Genomic DNA, 20,576 nt, shown 5'->3' with positions numbered 1-20,576 from the left:
TGTTTTTTGTGATACAACGGAAATCTAATACACTGCAATTGCCGATTATATATCTGGCATTTATTTATTTACTTTTCCACTCTTATGGTGCTTATGGTGTTAATTGGTCGGTAAGGCCTTCAATATCTGTACAAGAAGTTTATTCCGATAACATCCGTTTATCACAGCCAGGGACTGAAACGAATGCACTTGTTACGGAAATTAGTCCAGGTATATCTGTAAGGGGACAATCCGCGCGCACTATGCTGAATTTGAATTATAGGATGCAGAACCTGTACAATGCCAATGGAGATAACGGCCTGACTACGAACAACCAGCTTCAGTATAATTCCAGAAATACGCTTATTTCGAATAGATTATTTTTAGATTCAAATAGTTCAATCAGCCAACAAAATACCAATATTAATCGAATAGCCAACGATAATATATCAGGCTCGGAAAATAATACCACAGTTACAACCTTCGGCATATCACCTTTTTGGACTCCGCGTTTCGGAAACTATGCCAGTGGCATCTTCAGGCTAAACTTTAATACTGTGTCAACAAGTGGCAGCTCTTTTTCTAATAATGACTCTCAATCCACGCTAAGTGCTATTTCCGATTCTAAAAGCCTCGGAGAAATAATTCAAATACATAGTGGAAGCGAATTTAAAAGGTTCCAGTGGAATCTGTCACATAATAATACTGAAAACTTTAGAGATAATGATGACAATACTAAATTCCAAAACACTAGCGCGACATTAAGGACTTATGTAAATAGATATTTTAGTGTCTTCGCATTGGGAGGCTATAGCAACAACAACTTTCAGGCTACAACAAACACAAATAATAATGGTTTTTATTATACGGTTGGTGGAAAATGGACTCCCAGCCGGCATTACAGTATTGAAATTGGAGGTGGTAATAATAGATATATCTCTGTGTATATTTCTCCAATACAGCGAATTAACTGGATAACAACTTTTCGGGATAATTCTGTCGGACTGAACTCAGGAAAGACATGGGAAACCTCATTGAATTACTGGACAAAGCGATCCAGATGGTCGTTGACGCATGAGAATGATACGACCACGGTACAGGATATTCTATTGCAACAACAAGTTTTTACTGTTGTTGATTTAGATGGAAATCCCGTAATCAATCCCGTCACCAATCAGCCTGTACAATTTTCCATTAATATTCCGACATTAACAAATGAAGTCGTGGTTAGAAAAAGATGGAATTTTTCCGTTTCGTTCAGTACGGCTAAAACAACCCTATATGCCAATGCCTATGATGAAAATCGTGTATTCCAGGTCAGCGGCAATACCGAGAAAGTGAGTGGATTCAACGCTGGATGGAATTGGCAATTTGGGCGTAAAACCACGGCTTATTTACACTCAGGATGGCAGCAGGTAGACACTGTAGCCACTTCATTAACGGCCTCTAACATAAAAAGTGATCGTTATGATTTTGCAATAGGTCTGAATCAATTCATTACTCGCCGACTAAATGGGAAACTCGAATATCGGCATGTAAATAACCAATCAGACAACGATGCAAATGATTATCAGGAAAACCGGGCAACAGCCAGCTTATTTATGACATATTAATTATGTACGAAGGATTTTACAATTTAAGCAAAAAACCTTTTCAGCTGAACGCTGATACCGATTTCTTTTTTAATAGCGATGTGCATCGCAGAGCCTTGGCTTATATGCGTTACGGTTTAAAACAGGGAGAAGGTTTCGTAGTCATCATAGGCAAACCCGGCACAGGCAAAACCATTCTTTTTAAAGAACTGCTTAAAAGCCTGAACACCGAGAAACTTACTATCGGAATCATGGTCTCGTCGCAAGTAAGTGCGGATGATCTTCTAAAAATTATATCGGCAAGTTTTGGCCTCCCTTACGATAATGAAGATAAATCGGCATTATTAACCCGGATCCATCGGTTTTTTATGCAGCAGGCCAGAGAGGGAAAAAGAACGCTAATGATTGTCGATGAGGCTCAAAATCTGCCTAAAGATTCATTGGAAGAGCTACGGATGCTAACAAATTTTGAACTGTCGGGAAAACCGCTTTTCCAGATTTTTTTAGTGGGTCAGCCGGAGCTCAGGGAAAACCTAATTTTGCCGGAAATGGAACAGTTAAGGCAGCGGATAGTGGCATCGTATTTATTAAAACCGCTAAACGAAGAAGAGACTAAGAACTATATCCTCTTCCGGTTAGAAAAGGCCGGCTGGAAACAAATGCCGCAATTTGAAGAAGACATATTCGGCGTTATATGCAATTACACAAAAGGCATTCCAAGAAGAATAAATACATTATGCGACAGAACATTATTATTCGGCTATCTTGAAGAACTGAAAATAATTGATTCAACTACAATAGCCAAGGTGATTTCCGAAATTGAAGAGGAATCTACCATTATAGCGGATGAATTTCAGGATAGTCTGCCCCTACCCATGACAATGCCATCTGTCGCTGCAGAGGAGTCATTGGAGCAACGTGTCATTGCTTTAGAAAAAAACGTCTTAAATCTGCAAAATACTCTGGACAGAGAAAGGGCTTTATTAAGGAAGGCCATTTTAATCCAGTTGGATATGAAAAACATTTATAACGAAAATTAGGAAGAACCTAAGGAGGATGTCATTAACAAAAAAACCATCGTTTGCGTCGTTGGCGCAAGGCCGAATTTTATGAAAATGGCCCCTATCTTAAAAGAGTTTACAACTTTAAAAGAGCAAGTCACTCCCTACTTGGTGCATACCGGCCAGCACTACGACCACGACATGAAAGCTTCTTTTTTTCAGCAGTTAGGAATCCCTGAGCCTGATGTTGATTTAGGCGTGGGATCCGGTTCGCACAGCGAGCAAACGGCCAATATCATGTTGCGGTTTGAACCGGTGCTGAATACAGTTAAACCCTATGCCGTTCTGGTCGTGGGGGATGTAAATTCGACAATTGCATGCAGCCTGGTAGCGGTAAAAAAGCAGATACCCGTTCTTCATGTCGAGGCGGGCTTAAGGAGCCGGGACAGGGAAATGCCTGAAGAAATAAATCGGATTTTGACAGATCAGATTTCCGATAGACTTTATACGACGGAAAAGGATGCCGAAATAAACCTGCGTTATGAAGGCATAGACTCTAGCCGTATTTGTTTCGTCGGCAATGTCATGATAGATTCGTTGAAAGCTAATCTGGAGCAGGCGCCTCCTTTTGCAGAGACGTTAAAAGAGTATCAAAAACCTTTCAATAATATTCTGGCGGGAAAATATGCCCTGCTCACAATGCACAGGCCTGCCAATGTGGATAACCCCCTTACCTTACGTAAATTATTAATGAGCGTTGTAGCCGTTAGCCAGAAATTGCCCGTGATTTTTCCGATTCATCCCCGAACTCGTACAAAAATCGAGCAGGAAGGCATGAAAGAACTTATTGACGCGGGCAATTTGATTTGCTTACCGCCAGTCGGGTATTTGCAAATGTTGGGGTTGATGAAATCCGCAAAAATGGTTTTGACCGACTCAGGCGGATTGCAGGAAGAAACTACTTCATTGGGCATTCCCTGCGTCACTTTGCGTGAAAACACGGAAAGGCCTATTACTGTTGACCAAGGGACAAATACAATCGTAGGAACCGATCCGGATAAAATTAAAGCCTGTGTCGACGATATCCTGACAACGGGAGGAAAATCGGGCCGAACTCCTGAATATTGGGATGGAAGAGCCGCATCTCGAATCGTTGCGGACATAAAAAAGCATTATTTGTAATCCCCTAAAAAAATGATGTCAAAATCAAACTCAGGCCCAATTAATGCCATGACGGTCGATGTAGAAGATTATTTTCAGGTTTCTGCATTCGAGCCTTATGTCACAAAACGGCAATGGTATGACCTTCCCCATAGAGTGGAAATAAATACCCATCGAATATTGGATATTTTTGACGCCGGCAACATAAAAGCCACTTTTTTTACCTTGGGGTGGATAGCAGAACATTACCCCACTTTAATTCAGCGTATTATAAAGGATGGTCACGAACTCGCTTGCCACGGTTATGAGCATATCAGAGTCACGGAACAGACTCCTGCCCAATTTCGGGAGGATATTTCCAAAGCAAAAAAAATACTTGAATCTCTGAGCGGAAAAGAAGTTAAAGGATATCGGGCTGCAAGCTACTCAATCTGCGCAAAGAATCTATGGGCTCTGGATATATTAAATGAAGAAGGATTCAAATACAGCTCAAGCATTTATCCGGTGAAGCATGATTTATACGGCATTCCGGATGCGCCAAGATTTATCTTTGAACCGCTAGTCGATCACAATTTTAAAGAAATACCTATTACTACAATAACGTTTGGCAAAAAAAACTTTCCCTGCGGCGGCGGGGGATTTTTCAGATTGTATCCTTATATTATTTCAAAATGGGCCTTTAACCACATCAATCAAAAAGAAAAACAGGCAGGCGTATTTTATTTTCATCCTTGGGAAATAGATCCGGATCAGCCTCGGCAAAAAGGTCTGGATTTAAGAACACGAACTCGCCATTATTTGAACCTTTCTCATATGGAAAAAAGAATAAAATGGCTCATAAAGGATTTTAACTGGGACACTATGGAAAATGTCTTTATAAATAAACCGTATGAAACATGATTAAATTATTGGACAAATCAAACCATGCGCGTTGGGATAGTTTTGTTCAAACCGCTTCGGAAGCCACTTTTTTTCATCAAGCCGGTTGGCAAGAGGTTATTGAAAGGGCATTTGGCCATAAAACCTATTTTCTTTACGTTGAAAACAACGGAGAGATTACGGCTATTTTACCCTTGGTTCATGTTAACAGCTTACTTTTCGGCAATATACTGGTTTCAACCGCTTTTTGCGTTTACGGCGGGGTAGTAGCAAAGGATGATTCTTCCGCTTTAATACTGGATAAAGAAGCTTGCCGATTAGCTGAAGAGCTTGGCGTGGACTGCCTCGAAATCAGAAATAGAGTTCAAAAAACTCCGCAGAGGCCCTATAAAGATCTTTATGTAACCTTTAGAAAAGAGTTGGATCCGGTTTTAGAAAATAACATGCTTTCGATTCCCAGAAAGCAGCGCGCCATGGTGCGGAAAGGGATAGACGCGGGTCTATCCAGCTCGATTGATTCCGATATCGAAAAACTGTACCGGGCTTATTCCGAGAGCGTCAGAAATTTAGGAACACCAGTATTTTCGAAAAAATATTTTCGGATTCTGAAAGAGGTATTCAAAGATCAATGCGAAGTGTTAATTGTTGATCTTAACGGCCGGCTGGTCGCTGGCGTAATGAGTTTTTATTTCAAGGATGAAGTGCTCCCTTATTATGGTGGCGGCACTGAACTGGCGCGCCACGTGAAAGGCAATGATTTTATGTATTGGGAGGTTATGCGCCGGGCGGTAGAAAAAAACATAAAGATATTCGATTACGGGCGCAGCAAAGTGGGTACCGGCTCTTACCACTTTAAAAAGAATTGGGGCTTTACGCCTGAGCCGTTATATTATGAATTTTATTTGACTGGGGCCGACTCGGTGCCGGATATTAATCCTTTAAATCCAAAATATCGATTATTCATCGCTGCCTGGAAACACCTGCCGTTACCTGTAAGCCAAATAATCGGCCCTTGGTTATCAAAATATCTGGGATAAGCTTCCTGCAGAGAATCCTGTATATAAATTTCGCAATAATATTTAATCGTTATGGAAAATCTGCTTTTTCTGGCGCACAGAATACCTTATCCTCCCAACAAAGGGGATAAAATACGCTCCTACCATTTATTAAAATATTTAACTTCTAAATATCAAGTCCACTTGGGCGCGTTTATTGACGATGATAAAGATTGGCAATACATTAATAAATTAGATGCCCTCTGCACAACAACCCATTATCAGAGTCTTAATCCGTTTCAGGCCAAAATTAAAAGCCTTCAAGGCTTTTTAACCGGCGAGGCTTTAAGTTTGCCCTATTATAAAAGTAAAACCCTGCAGGAATGGATAAATCACACCATTAATACTCATTCGATTAATAAAGTCCTGATATTTTCATCGGTAATGGCGCAATTCATTACGCCCTTTCTTCAATGCGGAAAAGAGGATAATCTTGATGTCATCATTGATTTTGTCGATGTAGATTCCGACAAATGGCGTCAATACGCGCTTAAAAAGCGGGGAGCGGAAAAATGGGTTTATCAGCGCGAATCCCAATACCTTTTTAATTATGAGCTTAAAATAGCCGCGCTCGCTAAAGCCGGGCTATTTGTTTCCGAACAAGAAGCGGCGTTGTTTAGAACACTTGCCCCTTCATTAAGTGAAAAAATAGGCTATATCAATAACGGCGTCGATACGGACTATTTTTCGCCTGAACAAACTTTTACATCGCCTTATCCCCAGGGCGATGAAGCCTTGGTTTTTACCGGTGCGATGGACTATTGGCCCAACGTAGATGCGGTCACATGGTTTTCTATGGAAGTTTTTCCCCACATATTAAACCAATACCCTAACACAAAGTTTTACATAGTAGGTTCTAGACCTTCCAAGGAAGTCCAAACGTTGGCCAAGAACAAAAATATCGTAGTGACAGGCGCAGTAGAGGATGTAAGGCCTTATATCGCCCATGCTAAATTAGCCATTGCCCCTTTGAGAATTGCCCGAGGCATTCAAAATAAAGTTTTGGAAGCCATGGCAATGGGTAAACATGTTCTGGCGACGCCTGCAGCCATGGAAGGAATTCCTTATGATGAAAGCCTTGCGCTATCGGTTGCTGATGAAGCGGATGCTATGGTCAAACAGCTTAATGATTTTTTGCAAAATAATACCCCTCCCCTGACCTCAATGATCAATCGCGATTTCGTTAAGATGAAGTTCGGCTGGGAGCAAAATTTAAACCGGCTTTCGGCTTTGATATAACTTTTTCAGAGTGACAGATGAATACCCGAACACCACCCCCTCTAATTGTTCATGTTATTTATCGTCTTGGCATAGGAGGCTTGGAAAACGGGCTGGTTAATCTTATTAACCAATTGCCACCCGATGCATACCGGCACTCAGTCATATGTTTAAAAGACAGCACGAGCTTCAAGCAGCGCTTGACCCGCAGCGATATCGATATTTATCATCTGAATAAAAAGGAAGGGCAAGACTGGGGATCATTTATAAGATTTTATAAACTGTTAAAACAGCTCAACCCCGCTCTCGTGCATACACGCAATCTGGCGACCATAGAATATCAGGTCCCCGCATGGCTGGCAGGGGTGCGGCATCGGGTGCATGGCGAACATGGCTGGGACGTCTTTGATCCGGATGGCAACAATATCAAATATCAGGGGGTTCGGCGGCTCTTAAAACCTCTTATCCAGCATTTCATTCCTTTATCAAAACATTTGGAATGCTATTTAACCGAGAAAATCCTCGTCCCCTCCCAAAAAATAACCCGGATATGCAACGGTGTCGATACGCGCATTTTTTATCCTCTAACGGGAAATAAAGCTCCGCTAGCCGGCTGTCCATTCTCATTTAGCCAGGATGAAATCGTCCTCGGCACCGTAGGCCGTTTACATGGTGTCAAAGATCAGTTGACGCTGGTAAAAGCGTTTATTTGGATTTGCCGGAACGACCCAAAACTTAAAAATAAACTTAGATTGCTGATTATAGGGGACGGTCCGCTAAAAGCCCAAGCTGTCCAATTATTGACAGAAAACGGATTGACCGATATCGCCTGGCTGCCGGGAGAACGAAGCGATATCGCAGAAATTATGCGCCGATTGGACATTTTTATTCTGCCATCGCAAGCAGAAGGTATCTCGAACACTATTCTGGAGGCCATGGCAACCGCCCTGCCGGTCGTTGCAACGCAGGTCGGCGGCAATCCCGAACTGGTCATTGCCGGAGAGACCGGCAGCCTGATTGCGGCAGGCGACGCTGAATCGATGGCGCAAAAAGTGTTGGATTATGTCTACAAGCCGGATATGAGACGACTGCATGGCCAAAATGGTTACCATCTAGTACTGAATCAATTTTCGTTGAGCAGGATGGTCGGCCAATATAAGGCCGTTTATGATTCGCTTATAATGCCTAAAAGCGCAACGTAACCCAACACGTTCACGCCAAAAAGCATCGGGTTACGGTTAACGCTTAACCTCTCTGCCTCTCTTTTCTATGCAGCCGTGACCCCATCCAGAGGGACCATTTTTAGCAGACATTACCAATTTATGGATAACGACGAGGTTCCAAAAGGCTCAGCATTAAAATGCCGAAATCCCTCTGGACTTACAAATTTTTTTAGAAAAATTAATGCTATACTAAACTAATTTAATATACTAAATCAAATCCAGGGCGGGATAATTTTTGACCTATAAAATTTTGCCATTATTCAATGTTGAGCATTGCATTTCGTTTATTAAAACTTTCGTTTAATAAAGTCATGAATGCCGAAATTATTCTCGGCGTCATTTTTTTATTGCAAAGTCATGAAGTGCCTGCCTGGGAACTATCCGGTTATGCTGGTATGGAAAGCCTCGGTTTCTTTCACGAAGGAATCGATAACCAGCAACATAATCACTATCTCTCCGGTGTTGTCCAACCGCAGTTAGTGCATGAATGGGACAACGGCCGGCAAAGCTTCGCTTTCGTACCGTTTTACCGTCTATCGCAGTATGACAACCGACGAACCCACTTCGACATTCGCGAACTTACCTGGCTCAAAGCCGCGGATACTTGGGAATTGCGCGTAGGATTCCGTAAGGTATTCTGGGGTGTTACCGAATCCCAGCACTTGGTCGACATTGTAAATCAGTCGGATTTAGTCGAAAACATAGACGGGGAAGACAAGCTGGGACAGCCAATGGTCAATCTGGCGCTGATTCGGGATTGGGGAACGCTGGATCTCTTTGTATTACCGGGTTTCAGGGAAAGAACGTTCTCCGGACCGCAAGGGCGCTTCCGTTTCAATCCGGCCCTGGATGTGCATGATTCCCTGTACGAAAAAAAAGGAGCTGAGAGGCAAATGGCTTATGCCGTCCGCTGGTCCAAAGCGATCGGCGACTGGGACTGGGGATTATCGCAGTTTTACGGCACCAACCGCGATCCTTCGTTTCTGCCCACATTAGATCAATCCGGAAAATTGCACTTGACGCCCTACTATGAATCGATTTTCCAGACCGGCCTGGATGTGCAGGTCACAAAAGGAAGTTGGCTCTGGAAGCTCGAATCGATTGTGCGTTCAGGCCAAGGGAAAACCTATTATGCCGGAACCGGCGGCGTGGAATACACATTTTACGGAATTTTGGAAACATCCGTGGATGTCGGCCTGATTGCCGAATACATGTATGACAGCCGTGGTCAACGCACCATTCACACCCTGAATCAACCCAATCAATTAGTCATTCTACAGGATGACTTTCTCGCCGCCGTTCGTCTCGGATTTAATGACGAGCAAAGCACGGAAATTTTGGCAGGCATTACCTTTGACAGAACAACTGGAGAGAAAATCTACAACCTGGAAGCCAGCCGGCGCCTAGGCGAGAACTTTAAAATAGAACTGGAAGTGCGCTTGTATAATAACGCCTACTTCAATAATCCGGCTTATTTTTTACAAAAGGACGACTCCATCAGGACCGAATTGAGCTACTACTTTTAACCGGCATATCCATCAGTCGCTACGCCAAACACTTATCGCCACCGGCAGATCATGCATGACGACCAGAGCTAAACCTCATCATTACTTCACGGCAAGACCGACTAATTTGATAAATGCCGGATTATGTAACATCAACCAAAACGGCAATCCCGATCAATATTTTCAGCAATCAAGCATTCTGCACGAACCACGCTAATTTCCGCGCGTATAAACTTCTTAGAGCCAACAAGGAATACATCCCGCAGTATTGAATAAACCGGTTAACCTCAGCCTATGGCCGGATAATAACGCTCCCCTTACGGAAAGCTTATATTGGAAAACTCAAGAATCACCTTGCCCGCTGCAGGGTATTCTGATCGAAATCGCGGACCGTCAATCCGGTGCGGAATTTAAAGTTTTCCGAAAGCAGCGTAGTGCTTTTGCCGGTTTGATGATTCGTCATCAACATTTCGTCGGCCCGCCAATATTGATTCAGATATTGCCGGTAGCCTTTGAATTCCAGCGTTTTTAACAGTGCATCTTTCCGATCGTAATATTCTACCTTTAGCGGAATATAGCGCTCCTTATCGATCCACGAAATCTGCCGCGTATAACCGGATTCCTCATACTGGGGGTACAGCTCAATTACAAAACAATCCTGATCATTCACTTTTTCGTCGCGCAGATACTTGTATTTGTACTTAGGCACCTCAAACGAGGTCAAATCTTCGAATGCAAATTCGCTGCCCACGAAAGGCCCCGACTTGTTGCTCGACGAGATCCGCTTCACTCGTTTCAAAGCCGGCAGATAAAGCCATTGTTCATCGGGCTCGAGTGCATGGGTGAAACTTAAAAAAGCTGTACCTTTTACATCGCGCGGGCTATCGAAAATACTGAGGCCTTTATTACCGTCACCCGCAACCTCAAGCGTGTCCATTCTCAGCAAGCGCAATGTTTCTTCTCCGCTGCTGCTGCTTTTCAGGATCATTTTGACATCCGCCCTGCTATTGCCAAAACCTGCATCACGGCGATCCACCTCCTGCATAATCTGCAACCCCTTCTCTTCATCGGTGCCGGCAAAGCAGGGATACGCCCAGAAGCTAATGATTAAAGTCAATAATAAAGTTTTCATTTTTTATCCAACAGCATTAACAAGGGCGGCAAAAATAACATGTCCATGAACAGCCCGATTGAAATCGTAATGGCACTCAACAATCCCATGCCAGAGTTCACCGTAAAATGCGAAAAACTCAGCACGATAAAGCCGCTGACCAATATCATCGTCGTGATCCACAGCGCTTCCCCCGCAGAGGAAGAGGCATAGTAAACGGCAACCGGACTGGGCTTCCTCAATTCCACTCGGGCACGGCGATATTTGCTAATAAAATGGACAGTATCGTCAACAACGATGCCGAAAGTAATGCTCGCCACTACTGATATGCCCAAGCTGATCTGGCCATCTATGAGTCCCCAAATTCCAAAAGCGACACCCATCGGCACCAGATTAGGAATCAAGCTAATCAGCCCCAGCCTCAATGAACGAAAGGCTACGATCAGTATAAAAGATATGACTCCCAATTCAAACGAAGACCCCAAAATCATATTTTCGCTGTTTCGTTTTCCGATATGGGCAAACATCAAACTCGTACTGGCCGCTTCGGTTTTTGCCTCCGGCATATTTTGCCGCAGCCACTCATTGAACCGCGATTCAACCGCCAATATCTGATTGGAATTGAGTTTTCCCAGAGTCACAATCACCCGGGTAGCCGATTTATCCACATTAATCTGATTGTTCAGATCCAACCCATAAGGCAAAGACATCTCATACGTCAATAAGTATTGCGCCGCCAGGTCCCGCTGATCCGGTAATTTGTACCAGGCCGGATCGTCACCATGCATGTTCTTGTTCAGCCGTTTGAAAATATCGGTAATGATATTTACATTTTTCACTTCCGGCTGCTGTTTTAGCCAGAGCGAAAAACGTTCAAGTTTTTGCAAAAAATCCGGCTCATTAATACCGCCCTCTTCTCCGGCATGTATCGAAAATTCAATCGAGTCGATCCCTCCCATATTTTCATTGAGAAAGTCCGTCGCTCTTCTAAAGTCAACCGTTTCATCAAAATATTTCACGAAATCGTCGTTCAGTTCATTCATGGAGGCAAAGCTGGTTACAAAAATCGCTATCAGTGCGTTTGCCGTCAGCAAAACCTTGCGATGGCGAATGACGAATAAAGACAAACGGTTCAGATTCGAGAGGTTCTGCTCGTCTTTCGATTTGAGTTTGACTTTGACTTTGACCGGCAAAACACTCATGAGGGCCGGTAAAAAAAAAATAGTCAACATGCAGGCAAAGGCAACCCCCAGCGCGGAAATATTTCCCAAATCCCGAAGCGGCGGCGCATCGCTGAAATTCATGGTGATAAAACCCACCATGGTGGTCAAATTGGTCAACAAAATGGGTTGAAAATTCGCTCTTAAACTCCTACGGATCGCCTTCCTTTTTCTATAGCCGATTCGCATGTAATGCAGCATATTTGCCAATAAGTGGATGCTATCGGCAACGGCAATGGTCAAAATGATAGTGGGCGACACGGCAGACGTACCGGTCAGTACCCCGCCAAACCAGCTGAATACTCCTAACGCCGCCGTAATCGAAAAGAGAATCAATAGAACGACGCCAAAAACGGCGGAAAATGAACGCAAACTAAGCAAGGCCACTGCAAGAACAATAGCATACATGACCGGAATCAAAGTTTTGCTATCGTTCAAGGCAGACTCGACGAAAGCGTTACTCATCATCACGACGCCCGAAAGATAAACTTTTATTTCGGGATAAGCCCCCTCAATATCCCACGCCAATTGCCGGGCTTGATTGACCACTTCAACGGTTTCCTTGAGGTTCTTTTCAGGCAATTGCACCGTGACATTAACGCCCGAGACGTGGCCGGATTTTGAAATCACCCGGTCCACCAACATCGGCTCATTTAATGCGACCTGTTTAATGGATCGTATTTGCTCTTGGGTCAAAGAAGCAGGATCATGAACCAGATCGGCAACCAGCAACTCATCCCCATCGGCAACGGTATGCTGGAAATTGGTAAGCGAATCGACCCGGCTTGAAAAAGGAAGTTGCCAGGCTTTTGTGGTCAATTGGTAAATGGCCTGCAAGACCATCGGATCGAAAACATTTCCTCCAGCGGGTTTTAGAATAAAAAGAATGTTATCGCTTTTATTATAAGTTTTTTGTATCGCCTCGAAAGCCTGCAATTGCGGGTTTTCCTGACTAAAGTAAGCGCGATAATCATTATTGAAATTAAGATTTTTAATTCCTGCAGATGAAGAAAAAATAATGAACAGCGTTAACGAGATTATCCACCACCGGCGGCGGCTGACAAAGCTAGCTAACATAAAAACAGAGGATTTGTTTAGCATGAGTCAATCTTAATTAGCTTTCATCTGGTATTTTCTTTGAAATATTATTTTAGAGCATTAAGACAGTCGACAGAATAGATTAGCAAACTTTGGATTCGGGAGATTAAGCGATATGAAGACCGGCAGCATTTTTTTGTATTTAACCAGATTCATATCGATATTACCCGCAATGCAACCGAGGATTTCAATTTGTTCCACGAACCAGTGAAATAGCCGCTCATCGAAAACAATTCTTTTTGCCGGCCCGATTGTCTTGGACTTTCAACTGGAATCGCTGATTGAAGCTGAAATAAAGCACTACCATCACAACAATAAAGAAAGTCAATTAATCGACGCTTATCAACTTCGCTTCAGTAACTACCAGTTTAATTTTGCGAATGCCATAAAACCCGAAAACCCGGCGATAGCGTTGAGATCAATATTAAATAATCGCAATTCAAACCGGCCAACGGCACATCTATACTCAGCAATCGGATTACAGTCAAAACCAATGATTGCACTTACTCTTTGAAATTCATTTTAAACCGGAAGATTAGGAAGTAACTTGTGAAAAATCAAGCAATAATTTTTCAGCCGTAGCCAGCGGCAAACCCGTAAGGCGGAACGCGCCAGCGGTTCCGCCGGATGAGATTTATTGATTGGCGGTTCGCTTGACGGCATTCCTAGTACACGCTTTGCAATACACAAACTCAAGACCACTACTCATTTAGCTATTTCTCCGCCAAAAATTGTGGGGCAAACAGTTGAGAGTCAGAAAATTTTACAACAAAAAAAGGGGCTCTGTGATTAGATGGATCGTCAGATCGGAAGATATAACTGCAAATTTAATGAGCGGGGAACCGCCGCCGTTTACACAAAATTCAGGATACCTTCGGTTCAGACAATGTGGCGTATGAAGCCTTTCGGGAGCACCCGCTGATGGCGACCGACCGGGCGGCGGACATGTACGGGATGTGGAATTGCGCCGCCTGGGAACGCTGCACCGTTTCCGCTTGTTGTCACATCCGTTCCGCCTCGTTGAGGTCGCGACCGGAAAACGCCGCACCGACGATACCGAAGCGAGGCTGATGCTGGTCACCAACCGCCTGGATTTGGCGGCCGAGTTGATTGCCGTGGCCTACCGTTACCGTTGGGCTGTGGAATTGTTCTTCCGCTGGTTGAAGTGTGTATACTAGGCTGTCGACATCTGCTCTGCCAGAATGCCAGTGACGTGACCTTTCAGATCTATAGCGCCCTCATCGCCAGCCTGCTGCTCAACCTTTGGATCGGCCGCGCGCCGAATAAGGCCACCTATGAAATAGTTTGCCATTACCTGAACGGCTGAGCAACCGAAGCGGAATTGCTCGCCTATTTGGAACGAATGCGGCCATCTCCTGATTCGGGCAAAAAGTGAGCTGAACACTATTGGCATATAGGGCGTGTGTGAATTGGGACGCGATCTGACGAGGGAGGGTCTCATTTACAAGAACGACTTCGAGGATCAACTCAAGCAAATCCGCGCTCGCTGAGCGCTGATCAAAAGACATCCGCAACGATCTTGAAAAAACCGCAAAGTAGAACTAACGGCGCAACGGCCTTACGAACTTCAGACCTTACTATACCTCCTGTCATAATATTTTACAGTTTAATGGAACAGAACTGTACGACTTTGATCATCGAGGGATAACCTAATGATTCTTTTGATTAATTAAAATTCGGCCTAATAATTGCTATAAAAGATTGTGCTATCTGACTTTACAAAACTGTATTTATATTTTAGGAGATATAACTATGAAACCTAAGTTTTTTGCAATCCTAGCGCTAAGCACTGGAATGGTGACAACCGCCAACGCGGGAGTTGTTGTACTTAACGACTGGCAATTTGATGCGACCACTGTTGCTGCTGAGGGAATTACCGCTGTAAACGGTGTTGTAACCAATGTTGATCATTTGGTTATTAACAACGTTTTTCATACGACTATTGATACAACCGGAGGTACTACGGGCGCACTGGATGCCGGAGACACTTTTAATGTACAGGCCAATGGAACTGTCCAGAGTTTCAACAATGCCGCTGACACTGTCATATCGCCAATATTATTTAATTCCCCCACTTCATTCTTTACGGCAAATGGATGGGAACTAACATTTACTTTCAATATCAACGGTGTATTTACCACTAATGTCGATGCTGCTGGAAATACAAACTTTGATCACACATCAGGCGTCTTAAATTTCTATTTAGATAATATCGCTGATGGGACAGGTCAAGCTGCAAATGGTGCCGCCAGCCCTAATGTAACCGACGGTACTCTGGTTGCATCGTTCAACGTAGCAAGTGATGTTGGTGACAACAATTATGGAGGTGTATTTAATGCATTTCTTGGCAATGGAGGAGACAGGGCTCTTTTCTCGTTGGCCGCTAATCCATTTGGCGCTTTCAAGGACTCTCTTGGTAATGCTCTAGCTCTCGGCACAACCCTTGCCTTCAGCAATACCGACTTTCAATCGAATGTTGCAGGCAATCCGCCGTTTAGCTACAACCCAGCTGCTTTCCAATGCGGGTTAAATCTCACAGATTTTTGCGGTACTGAGTCAGGTCAACTTCGAGTTGGTACCGCTGCCGCACCTGAACCAGGAAGCTTAGCGCTACTAGGATTAGGTTTAGGCTTATTCGGATTTCGTAAAAGAGTTGCGTATAGCTGATCGTAATTAGTGATACAAATTTCGACTCTATTAAAACCGCTCTTACTAGGGCGGTTTTTTTTGACTCCAGTTTAATAGATCTGTTATTTTGTAACTTTTTAAAGAGAAAACTATGCTGAGCGTCCCTTTCTTGAAAGTCATTTTAAGAGAAATTTTCTCTTCCGGAAGAGTGGAGCGCATTACCGAGCCTGATTTGGTTATGGACGACCCCGAAAAAGTTTTGGCTTATACGAGGGCTGGCCGTGAAGACGGCGTTATGGCCCCTGTTTATTTATTTCATGCTGCCCACGTCTGCGACTTAATAAACCCCGGCGAAACCGTAGTTGATCTTGCTTGCGGACCAGCGACTCAGCTAGGCTTAATCGCCAGACTTAACCCAGAAATCAATTTTATTGGGGTTGACTTGTCACAACCCATGCTGGATAAGGCGGATGCCTACATCAACGAACAAAAATTGTTAAATGTGAAAACGGTAAAGGATAATATCGCAGAGCTAGCAAAATTTGAAGATAACAGCGTCGATGCTGTATTTTCTACGATGGCTCTGCATCACCTGCCCGATCAAAGCGCCTTAAAAGAAACATTTTCCGCCATTAAGCGAATTCTTAAACCCGGTGGAGGCGTCTACTTAGCGGATTTTGCAAGATTAAAATCAGCCAAATCAATCAATTATTTTGCCTACCAATATGCCGACCGCCAACCCGAATTATTCACTTTAGATTACTATTATTCTTTAAATGCCGCTTTTTCACTCAGGGATTTTAATGAGGCAAAGAAGCAGCTTCCTACGCATGTGAATTTCTATAAGTTGTTTCTGCTGCCTTTTATGGTAGCCTTTAAAAGTAATCCGCGACGCCAATGTATTCCCGATTCCTTAATGAATACCTTAAGAAATATCGAAAACCAATTACCTGGACATCATAAGGTAGATATCAAGGATTTAAAAGAAACCTTTCGCTTAGGCGGTCTAAAAACAGACTTGTTACAATAGGCATTTTATTTAAATAAATGCGTTATTAGTTGCTCTTTATTAATTGTTCTACAGACAGCCGCAAAGAACGCGTAGTCGCAACCTCCCCTTGCCCAATTCTTCCAAAAAATACCGCACATTCAGGCTTTTTCCCTCCCAATAAATTTTCAAATACCTTAGAGAGTTGTTCGGCATAAATTGTCAATTTACTTACCTGGGTAAAAGCCAGTTTTTCCCTCACATATCCCGCAAAAATTAACGGCGTCATTTCGGGTTGTAATTGCAGCCCAAGTCGGGTTGCAGTTAACCAAAAACGCTGAAGAGCTCGACCAGCCTTTAGATAATCTTGGAGATTTTCTGGCTTTTTAGCAGCAATTAAGGAAAAATGAGCTGCACAGAAAATCCCTGGCAATAAATCCATTTCCAAACGGGGTAGGATGGTTCCCGCCAGATAGGTATTAAGAAATGTTACCCGCTCCCAACTTTTCATAGCCCATTGCATAATTTTTACTGCAATAGGGTCTAGCCCTATCGCTTGATCAGGAATTTTGTCATGACTGAAACGGACATGCCACTCGATAATAGAACTGTGGGTTCTAAAAGCCTCGGGTAAAGTTAAACGCAACCTTCCATTTTTGAACATTAATTGAGCAGCCTGCCATCGCCCTTGCCAGCTTTCTATCCAATGGACTGCATAATAATCCCCGACTGCTTTCTCAAGTGCGTCTTTTTCTTCAACCGTCAGCGGGATTGTTTTTAGCCTCCGTCGTTGAACGCTTCGCACAGGCAAGAAAGGAAACAAAGGATCAGGGATAATAGTTGAGTCTTCGGTTAATGCAACCGCAATCGCCGGGTGACTCTCAGGCCTATTTTCGAGTATTTGAAACTCAGCTCTATAATTATAAGCGCTGGCGGCTATCGCTATACTTTCCAATAAAATACCGATAGAAAGCTGACTGGCATGCCCTTCAAGATCGTAAACACAATAATCCCTTGTATCATGGCCATGGACAACAAAGTGGTTAGCATCTATTATTTCGAAACGCCAAGGTTGAGTGTTATCTCCACTAGGTGCCCAGCGAGCATGATCAAGGATATTTTCGATAATAGCATTAGGCATAATGGTTATTAGAAAAAAGTTGTTTTTTATAATGGAATAAGGGAAAAATTATTGACTTTTAATCAGCTGCCGCCGTAGAGAAATTTTTTTTATCCACTGCAAAGGGTTTCTATTGCCTCCTGGCAACCACCCGCGTTTCCATCTTCCTGTATAGCAGTCAAATTGATGATAATAAGGAACCGCGTAAGTTTTACCTCTGGATAATAAAATTTTTAGAGCTTCGACACCAGCAACTGCGGCACAAAACTCACAGCCCATAAATGTTGAGGGAGCCTTATGATTAGCAAAGTCAAAGCGAGCCGGATCAATTAAATAGCTTTTATGCAAACCCTTGGGTACAAGCCCAACAGCAAAATTAATCTGTTGATCAATGATCCCTAGGCCTTCCATGCAAAAATACTCTTCAAAAGTCATCTTTCCCGGCATAAAAATGAGATATCCCGAGCCCATCCCAAAGGGGGCAGCCGTAATGGCCGGAATATTCAATTCGGCGCAGCGAGCAAATATTTTTCTCCTAACATCCAGCACATAAAAATCCAGCCCATCGATGAAAATATCGGCACCCTCAAGAAAAGCATCCACGTTTTCTTGATTCACACCATCCCTAAACTTCTTTATTTGTAATTCAGGATTGATATCCAGCGCGATATTGGCAAGTACATCCACTTTAGCCAAGCCCATTGTACTCATCATGGCACCCACTTGCCGGTTCATATTAGCGAGCTCGAAAGTATCGGGATCAGCCAAACTATATCTCCCAACTCCAAGGCGAGTCAATGTTAACAAATGCACACCTCCTACCCCTCCTACGCCTGCTATAGCAACTTTCTTACCTCGGAGAATCTTCTGTTCCTTTTCTGTTACCCAGCCGATGTTACGACTAAATGCTTCTTCGTAATTAAATTTACTCATCTAAAGCCACCATCGTTTGGAAATGACATATGATGTAAAATACTAAAATTCATCTTCGAAGCAAGATACAATATCTTGAAAAAAAAGATACCTCAAACACTAAATACAGATATTAAGCTAAAAAACTAATGGCAAATTTTATACTTTTCACCTCTTCTTAGATTATATATCATACTGAGAATTAACACTTGGATTTATTTTTTAATCTCATCTAGTTTTATGAAATAATAAATGATTTTTTTCAACTCTATAAAAAGGTGATTCTATGTCTACTAACCTCTTGGAATTATTTAATGAGTATTTCGAGATGATACCAGCTCTTTCGGATGAACTCAAAGATGAAGTCTACAAATTACGCTATCAAGTGTATTGTATTGAAACCGGATTCGAAGATCCAGCAAATCATCTTCAAGGTTTAGAATCTGACGAATATGACAATCACTCCGTGCATTATTTGATTCGTCACCGCAAGTCCCGCTCATTTGCGGCAACCACACGTCTTATTTTTCCTGACGTAAAAAATCCAGAAAAATTGTTTCCTATCGAAAAATATACTAAATTTGATAAATTTGAACTGTTGCAGAGAATACCCAGAGATACGCATCTTGCCGAAGCATCTCGATTTTGTGTATCAAAAGATTTTAAACGCAGAAAAAACGAAGCAGGAACCCTCGCTGGTATAAGCAATATGCCTGAAAATAATTATGAAGACGAACGACGAATTCTGCCTCACTTAAGTATAGCCTTATTTGCTTGCTTGATCAAAATGAGTTATGAACACAAAATTTATTATTGGTATGCCGTTATGGAACCAGCGCTTATACGTTTTTTTGCTACCTTAGGCATTTATTTTACCGCCATTGGCCCCCTAACCGAGTATCATGGCAAACGTCAGCCGTGTATAATCAAAGTCAGCGATTTGCTTAATGGAGTCGCTCAAAAGAATATCGAGATGTGGGAATTCATGACCAATAAAGGTCAATTTAAATAAGACTTCATTTTAACTATTGAACCACTTCATATTATTTTGGGCTTTGCTGCATAAATCGGCTATCAACCCCATTGTGTAAGGGAATCCATTGATCCCGAATAGGAATGTCCAAGTCGCTGGCGCAGAAATACCGAAGCCCCAGTTGGCAAGGCGGTAATCAATCCTTGCAACCGCGCAGGCCAATGCTGTTATGGATTGCTAAAAAGAGAGATTGGTTAGTGCCAGCTAGCAGTAAGCGAAGGCGAACGGAAACGTTTTCCGACGCGGCCATTCCGTTTTGTCTAATGATCAAGAACCTCTTCGGACTGGCGTTACGGCATGCCAGCGGCATGGCCACCAGTTTATTGAAGTTGTCTGGCCTCGATTGGCCAACTTGGACTATTTACTCGTTCAGATACCCGTCGATGAAAATGGTTGCAGCCGTCAGTGGAGAAGCCGCCTACGTTACTCAGGGCAGCCACAAGGCCATTACTGAGCGGAGGGCTGATGCCGTCATTCCCGTGCACAAGCATGGCAAATCCTAGAAAGAAAATACGGCAGCTGCCAACGCCCGAAATGAGACAAGACGCGCTACCCAGCTGTTGGGGATCGAACCTTAAGAAAACGGCTGGCTCTCATCGCCGCAGCCGGATAGAAACGAAAATGCGTTGTTTCAAACGCTTGGTTGAACACGTCAAGACAGGTCTTTTCAGTAGCCAAGTCGCCGAATTGCAAATTCGTGCGGCGCTATTAAAGCGGCTTACCCCATTGGGTACGCCGATTACCGCTGCCATACTCTAAATCCGCCCTGCGGAGAGGGGTAAAGAGAAGTTTACTTGCTTCGCGATTTATGCAACAAAGCCAAGCAGAATTA

Annotated in this window: 16 protein-coding genes and 1 pseudogene; 13 read left to right on the top strand and 4 right to left on the bottom strand. The window is 43.2% G+C overall.

What is annotated here, in order from left to right; genetic code table 11:
* The first annotated feature begins 8 nt into the window (after positions 1-8).
* The 8 genes from JJL52_RS14990 (at position 9) to JJL52_RS14955 (ending at position 9,634) form a co-directional block, all read left to right on the top strand.
* Positions 9-1,592, top strand: a complete 1,584-nt coding sequence (locus JJL52_RS14990) for a TIGR03016 family PEP-CTERM system-associated outer membrane protein (protein WP_336885079.1) — start codon at positions 9-11, stop codon at positions 1,590-1,592.
* 2 nt (positions 1,593-1,594) lie between these two features.
* On the top strand, positions 1,595-2,611 hold the full coding sequence (locus tag JJL52_RS14985) for an XrtA/PEP-CTERM system-associated ATPase (protein ID WP_202053298.1): 1,017 nt from the start codon (positions 1,595-1,597) through the stop codon (positions 2,609-2,611).
* A gap of 21 nt (positions 2,612-2,632) precedes the next feature.
* Positions 2,633-3,754, top strand: a complete 1,122-nt coding sequence (gene wecB / locus JJL52_RS14980; protein WP_202053378.1) for a non-hydrolyzing UDP-N-acetylglucosamine 2-epimerase — start codon at positions 2,633-2,635, stop codon at positions 3,752-3,754.
* Between the two features lie 48 nt (positions 3,755-3,802).
* Positions 3,803-4,633 (top strand): XrtA system polysaccharide deacetylase, encoded by an 831-nt coding sequence (locus tag JJL52_RS14975; RefSeq protein ID WP_236994279.1) that lies wholly within the window; start codon positions 3,803-3,805, stop codon positions 4,631-4,633.
* A complete protein-coding gene (locus JJL52_RS14970; RefSeq protein ID WP_202053296.1) occupies positions 4,630-5,649 on the top strand; it encodes a FemAB family XrtA/PEP-CTERM system-associated protein in 1,020 nt (339 codons plus the stop codon). The genes JJL52_RS14975 and JJL52_RS14970 overlap by 4 nt, the downstream gene beginning before the upstream one ends.
* A gap of 51 nt (positions 5,650-5,700) precedes the next feature.
* A complete protein-coding gene (locus JJL52_RS14965) occupies positions 5,701-6,906 on the top strand; it encodes a TIGR03087 family PEP-CTERM/XrtA system glycosyltransferase (RefSeq protein ID WP_202053295.1) in 1,206 nt (401 codons plus the stop codon).
* 17 nt (positions 6,907-6,923) lie between these two features.
* Complete coding sequence (locus JJL52_RS14960; RefSeq protein WP_202053294.1) at positions 6,924-8,087, top strand: TIGR03088 family PEP-CTERM/XrtA system glycosyltransferase; 1,164 nt, start codon at positions 6,924-6,926, stop codon at positions 8,085-8,087.
* A gap of 284 nt (positions 8,088-8,371) precedes the next feature.
* Positions 8,372-9,634, top strand: coding sequence for a hypothetical protein (locus JJL52_RS14955; RefSeq protein WP_202053293.1), 1,263 nt, complete (start codon positions 8,372-8,374; stop codon positions 9,632-9,634).
* A 328-nt stretch (positions 9,635-9,962) separates the two neighbouring features.
* Here the strand turns inward: JJL52_RS14955 and JJL52_RS14950 are convergent, their stop codons facing one another.
* Entirely contained in the window at positions 9,963-10,745 is a 783-nt protein-coding gene (locus tag JJL52_RS14950) for an outer membrane lipoprotein-sorting protein (RefSeq protein ID WP_202053292.1), read from the bottom strand.
* A complete protein-coding gene (locus tag JJL52_RS14945) occupies positions 10,742-13,021 on the bottom strand; it encodes an efflux RND transporter permease subunit (protein ID WP_202053291.1) in 2,280 nt (759 codons plus the stop codon). The genes JJL52_RS14950 and JJL52_RS14945 overlap by 4 nt, the downstream gene beginning before the upstream one ends.
* A gap of 977 nt (positions 13,022-13,998) precedes the next feature.
* On the opposite strand from JJL52_RS14945, the gene JJL52_RS21600 reads away from it, so the two are divergent.
* The 3 genes from JJL52_RS21600 to JJL52_RS14930 all read left to right on the top strand — a co-directional run bounded on the left by JJL52_RS21600 (position 13,999) and on the right by JJL52_RS14930 (position 16,721).
* A complete protein-coding gene (locus JJL52_RS21600) occupies positions 13,999-14,220 on the top strand; it encodes a transposase (protein WP_202053290.1) in 222 nt (73 codons plus the stop codon).
* 595 nt (positions 14,221-14,815) lie between these two features.
* On the top strand, positions 14,816-15,730 hold the full coding sequence (locus JJL52_RS14935) for a PEP-CTERM sorting domain-containing protein (RefSeq protein ID WP_202053289.1): 915 nt from the start codon (positions 14,816-14,818) through the stop codon (positions 15,728-15,730).
* A gap of 112 nt (positions 15,731-15,842) precedes the next feature.
* Positions 15,843-16,721, top strand: a complete 879-nt coding sequence (locus tag JJL52_RS14930) for a class I SAM-dependent methyltransferase (RefSeq protein WP_202053288.1) — start codon at positions 15,843-15,845, stop codon at positions 16,719-16,721.
* Between the two features lie 25 nt (positions 16,722-16,746).
* Here JJL52_RS14930 and JJL52_RS14925 read toward each other — a convergent pair whose 3' ends face one another.
* Entirely contained in the window at positions 16,747-17,820 is a 1,074-nt protein-coding gene (locus JJL52_RS14925; protein ID WP_202053287.1) for a nitroreductase family protein, read from the bottom strand.
* Between the two features lie 48 nt (positions 17,821-17,868).
* Entirely contained in the window at positions 17,869-18,732 is an 864-nt protein-coding gene (locus tag JJL52_RS14920; RefSeq protein ID WP_202053286.1) for a ThiF family adenylyltransferase, read from the bottom strand.
* Between the two features lie 265 nt (positions 18,733-18,997).
* On the opposite strand from JJL52_RS14920, the gene JJL52_RS14915 reads away from it, so the two are divergent.
* Both JJL52_RS14915 and JJL52_RS21830 read left to right on the top strand, forming a co-directional pair.
* Positions 18,998-19,723 carry a PEP-CTERM/exosortase system-associated acyltransferase gene (locus JJL52_RS14915; RefSeq protein ID WP_202053285.1) on the top strand — a complete coding sequence of 242 codons (726 nt, stop codon included), beginning with the start codon at positions 18,998-19,000 and terminating at the stop codon, positions 19,721-19,723.
* Between the two features lie 104 nt (positions 19,724-19,827).
* Positions 19,828-20,094, top strand: a pseudogene (locus JJL52_RS21830) (transposase); the annotation flags it as partial.
* Positions 20,095-20,576 lie beyond the last annotated feature (482 nt).

Origin of the sequence: Candidatus Methylomicrobium oryzae, assembly GCF_016745425.1 — a bacterium.
Lineage (GTDB): Bacteria > Pseudomonadota > Gammaproteobacteria > Methylococcales > Methylomonadaceae > Methylomicrobium > Methylomicrobium oryzae.
The sequence above is the reverse complement of the archived record's forward strand: the minus strand, read 5'-3'. Positions and strand labels throughout refer to the sequence as shown.

Coding starts and splice junctions, on each gene's coding strand:
- JJL52_RS14975 (WP_236994279.1), top strand. CDS start 3,803: ATGACGGTCGATGTAGAAGATTATTTTCAGGTTTCTGCATTCGAGCCT.
- JJL52_RS14950 (WP_202053292.1), bottom strand. CDS start 10,745: ATGAAAACTTTATTATTGACTTTAATCATTAGCTTCTGGGCGTATCCC.
- JJL52_RS14960 (WP_202053294.1), top strand. CDS start 6,924: ATGAATACCCGAACACCACCCCCTCTAATTGTTCATGTTATTTATCGT.
- JJL52_RS14930 (WP_202053288.1), top strand. CDS start 15,843: ATGCTGAGCGTCCCTTTCTTGAAAGTCATTTTAAGAGAAATTTTCTCT.
- JJL52_RS14915 (WP_202053285.1), top strand. CDS start 18,998: ATGTCTACTAACCTCTTGGAATTATTTAATGAGTATTTCGAGATGATA.
- JJL52_RS14970 (WP_202053296.1), top strand. CDS start 4,630: ATGATTAAATTATTGGACAAATCAAACCATGCGCGTTGGGATAGTTTT.
- JJL52_RS14965 (WP_202053295.1), top strand. CDS start 5,701: ATGGAAAATCTGCTTTTTCTGGCGCACAGAATACCTTATCCTCCCAAC.
- JJL52_RS14920 (WP_202053286.1), bottom strand. CDS start 18,732: ATGAGTAAATTTAATTACGAAGAAGCATTTAGTCGTAACATCGGCTGG.
- JJL52_RS14955 (WP_202053293.1), top strand. CDS start 8,372: ATGTTGAGCATTGCATTTCGTTTATTAAAACTTTCGTTTAATAAAGTC.
- JJL52_RS14935 (WP_202053289.1), top strand. CDS start 14,816: ATGAAACCTAAGTTTTTTGCAATCCTAGCGCTAAGCACTGGAATGGTG.
- JJL52_RS14945 (WP_202053291.1), bottom strand. CDS start 13,021: ATGTTAGCTAGCTTTGTCAGCCGCCGCCGGTGGTGGATAATCTCGTTA.
- JJL52_RS14985 (WP_202053298.1), top strand. CDS start 1,595: ATGTACGAAGGATTTTACAATTTAAGCAAAAAACCTTTTCAGCTGAAC.
- JJL52_RS14925 (WP_202053287.1), bottom strand. CDS start 17,820: ATGCCTAATGCTATTATCGAAAATATCCTTGATCATGCTCGCTGGGCA.